Source organism: uncultured Lentibacter sp. (genome assembly GCF_937123735.1).
Classification (GTDB): domain Bacteria; phylum Pseudomonadota; class Alphaproteobacteria; order Rhodobacterales; family Rhodobacteraceae; genus Lentibacter.
This window is the reverse complement of record NZ_CAKZKL010000002.1, coordinates 1-3784: the sequence shown is the minus strand read 5'-3', so window position 1 is coordinate 3784 and position 3784 is coordinate 1. Positions and strand designations below refer to the sequence as shown.

The following is a 3784-nucleotide window of genomic DNA, read 5'->3' as shown; positions in this document are numbered from 1 at the left end:
TGTTCCGCCCGCCGCTTTTGGGCAAGTGGCAGGTGGGCGACGGGCGGCTGGTCAATTCCGAACGCGCCTATGTGACCCATGACAATGACTGGACCGAATGGGCGCCTGAGTTGCAGGTGTTCGAGGTTCCGGGCGACCACGATTCCATGGTGCTGGAACCCACTGTGCGGGTGCTGGCCGCGCGCATGGGCAAGGTGATCGAGGCCGCCGACCGTGCGCGGCTGGTGGCCCAGGCCTGGGAGGGCAGCCATGCCGCCGAGTGACCCCAAACTGCTATGCGTGGTGCTGAACTGGCGCACCGCCGACATGACCCTGCGCGCCGCTGAAGCGGCACTGGTGGCCCAGCAGGGTCTGAACGCCGAACTTCTGATTGTTGACAACGACAGTCAGGACGGCTCGTTTGAGGCCCTGCAATCGGGCGTTGCGGCGCGAGGATGGCCGGTGCGGGTGCTCCAGTCGGGGCACAATGGCGGCTTTGGGGCGGGCAACAACTTTGGCATGAAAGCGGGGCTCTCCAATGGTGCGCAGCCGGATTACTATTATATTCTAAACTCGGATGCATTTCCTGCGCCGGGGGCAATCCGGGCTTTGCAGGATTATTTGGTCAGCCACCCCAATGTGGGCTTTGCGGGCAGCTATATCTGCGATGGCGCCGGCGCGGCCGATCAGACCGCATTTCGCTTTCCGTCCGCCTTGGGCGAGTTTGAGGGGGCGGCGCGTTTTGGGCCGGTATCGCGGCTGTTGCGCCGTCACATCGTGCCGCTGCCTGTGCCGCATGAAACCGTGATGGTTGATTGGCTGGCCGGTGCAAGCCTCATGATGCGCGCCAAGACGCTGGAAGAGATCGGCCTGTTTGACGAGCGCTTCTTCCTCTATTTTGAGGAAACCGATCTGTGCCGCCGCGCCGGCAAGGCAGGCTGGCCCACCGTCTATGTGCGCGAGAGCGAGGTTGCGCATATCGGCTCGGTTACTACAGGTATGAAAACCTGGGCGCGGGTGCCGCAATACTGGTTTGACAGCCGCTGGCATTATTTCACCAAAAACCATGGGCAGGCCTATGCGCTTGGCGCCACAGCGCTGCATGTTCTGGGGGGCGCGCTCTATCGGGTGCGCCGGCTGTTGGACCGCAAGCCCCTTGCGGCGGCCCCCTATTTTCTGCGCGATCTGCTTGTCCACAGTGCCGGGGCTGTCTTTGCGCGGCCAAGGCCCGCTGCACGGCTGTGCCCACGCAGCGCGCGTTCCACGAAAGGAGGCTCCCAATGAGCATGTCAGCCATCTTCATCGGCCACGAGAGCCTTACCCGCAGCTGTGCGGAGCTTTGGCTGAAGGCTGGGCATGACATCGCCTGTCTGGTCAGTGAAGTGCCTGCGCTGCGCAGCTGGGCGTCGGCGCAAAAGCTCCCGGTGCTCGACCCGGGGGCGGGTCTGGCGCACCGCCTGCGCAACCACAGCGCCGATTGGCTGCTGTCTGTGGCCAATCTTGAGCTTCTGCCTGAGGCGGTTCTGGGCCTGCCGCGTCGCGGATGCGTCAACTTTCATGATGGTCCCTTGCCCGAGTATGCGGGGCTCAACACGCCGGTCTGGGCGCGGCTCCGCGGCGAGCGACAGCACGCGATCAGCTGGCATTTTGTGCAGCCGCAGGTCGATGCCGGGGATGTGATTTTGCAAATGCCGTTTGACATCAGCCCACAAGACACGGCCCTGACGCTGAACACAAAAGCCTATGAAAGCGCGTTGAGCAGTTTTCCCCAGCTGATGCGCTGCCTCGCGCAACCACAGGTGCCCCGCCAGCCGCAAGCGCTTGGCGCGCGCCAGTATTTTGGCAAATTCAAACGCCCTGACGCTTTTGGCACGATTGATTTTGAGCACCCCCCCGAAGAGATTATTGCGCTGGTTCTGGGCCTTGATCACGGGCCCTATTGGAACCCGCTCACCGTGGCGCGGATTGCCCACAAGGGCCGGGTTATCGCGGTGAAAGAAGCGCGGGTTTCTGAGCGCGCGCGCGGCCAAGAGCTGGCGGGCACAGTGCTTGAGGTGGGCGAGCAATCGCTCACAGTGGCGAGTGCTGGTGCGCCGGTGGTGCTCTCTGGGCTGAGTGATCTGGCGGGCAAACCGCTGGTGCTGTCAGAGCTTTTCGCGCCATCCGAGCAGATTGCGCCCCTTGACGCGGCTGCGCGCGCGCGTCTGTCGCAGATGCAAGACAAGACCGCACGCGCAGAGGGCCATTGGCGCAAGGCATTGGCCGAATATGCGCCCCTGCGCTTGGCGCTTGCTCCGGCCACGGGGGCTTTGGCCATCAAGCGGTTGCCCCTGAGCCTGCCAGCAGATTTGCCTTGGCCTGAGGCTATGCGCCGTTTTGCGGGGGTGTTTCAGGGCCTTGCCAGCGCGCCCGAGCAGGCCGATCTGGCCTTTGTGGCATACGCGGGGGCCGAGCTTTCAGGCCATGTCAGCGGCTGGGTTCCGCTCAGGTTTGGGCCCGGTTTTGAGGTGCAGTTGCAACGGGCCCGTGAGGATGGGGTCTTTGCCTTGGACCTTCCCATGCGCGCCCCCGAGATCGCGGCTCTATCCAAGCCTGATGTGGCTCTGTATGAAGCCGAAATTGAACATGATCTTTGCGCTCTAAATATCTGCAAAGATTATATTTCATACGACAGTAGCCGTCTCTCGGAGGCCGGTGCGCAGCTCTGGCGCGCGCGTCTTGAGCATATCGCTGCGCAGGCGCATCTGGACGATGATCTGGGCCGCTGGCCATTGGTTCCGCAGGCTGAAAAAAACCAGGTTCTTGAGGCCTACAACCGCACCCAAGCTGCGCTGCCCGCCACAACGGTTCAGGCCTGTTTTGAGGCACAGGTTGCCCGCACGCCTTCGGCCATTGCGCTGATCTATGAAGATCAGCAGCTCAGCTATGAAGCGCTCAATGCGCGGGCCAATCAAGCGGCGGCTGTGCTGCTTGAAATGGGGGTTGGGCCGGGCGTTCTCGTGGGGCTGTCACTGCGCCGAGGGCCGCTGTTGCTTGTTGGTGCGTTGGCGATCCTCAAGGCCGGGGGGGCCTATGTGCCCATGGATCCGACCTACCCGGCCGAACGGCTGGCGCTATATCTCAGTGACAGCGCGGCTGCGGTTGTTGTCACCGAAGAGGCCGTGCTGGGCCAGCTGCCCCAGAGTGCTGCGCATGTGTTGCTGTTGGATCAGGACAGCCGGCTTGCCAGCGCCGCGACCTGCAATCCCGAAGAGCGCGCAGGCCCGGAGGATCTGGCCTATATGATCTACACATCCGGCTCCACGGGGCGGCCCAAAGGGGTGCTGGTGACCCATCGGAATGTCAGTAATTTCTTTACCGGCATGGATGCGCGCGTGCCGCTGGCGTCTGATAGCACCTGGCTGGCGGTGACGTCGCTGTCGTTTGATATTTCGGTTCTGGAGCTGTTTTACACGCTGGCGCGTGGCGCGCGGGTTGTTCTGGCAGGGGATGCCCGCAAGGACCTGGTGTCTCAGGGGCGGCTGCCTGTGACAGGGCGGGGTATGGACTTTGGCCTGTTTTACTGGGGCAACGATGATGGTCCGGGCAAACAAAAATACCGTCTTCTGCTGGAGGGGGCCAAATTTGCCGACGCCAACGGCTTTTGCGCAATCTGGACACCGGAGCGGCATTTCCACGCCTTTGGCGGCCCCTATCCCAACCCGGCGGTCACCGGTGCCGCCGTGGCGGCGGTCACCAAATCCATTGCCGTTCGGTCCGGTTCGGTTGTTGCGCCCTTGCACCATCCGCCGCGGATGGCCGCGGC

General features: G+C 63.2%; 3 protein-coding genes. All 3 read left to right on the top strand.

Annotated elements, in window-relative coordinates; all coding sequences use genetic code 11:
- A partial coding sequence (locus Q0478_RS00070; RefSeq protein ID WP_298674694.1) for a hypothetical protein occupies positions 1–263 on the top strand: 263 nt, incomplete at its 5' end.
- Positions 250–1263: a glycosyltransferase family 2 protein gene (locus tag Q0478_RS00065; RefSeq protein ID WP_298674691.1), complete on the top strand. Its 1014-nt coding sequence runs from the start codon at positions 250–252 to the stop codon at positions 1261–1263. The genes Q0478_RS00070 and Q0478_RS00065, both read left to right, overlap by 14 nt.
- A partial coding sequence (locus Q0478_RS00060) for an LLM class flavin-dependent oxidoreductase (RefSeq protein WP_298674688.1) occupies positions 1260–3784 on the top strand: 2525 nt, incomplete at its 3' end. The genes Q0478_RS00065 and Q0478_RS00060, both read left to right, overlap by 4 nt.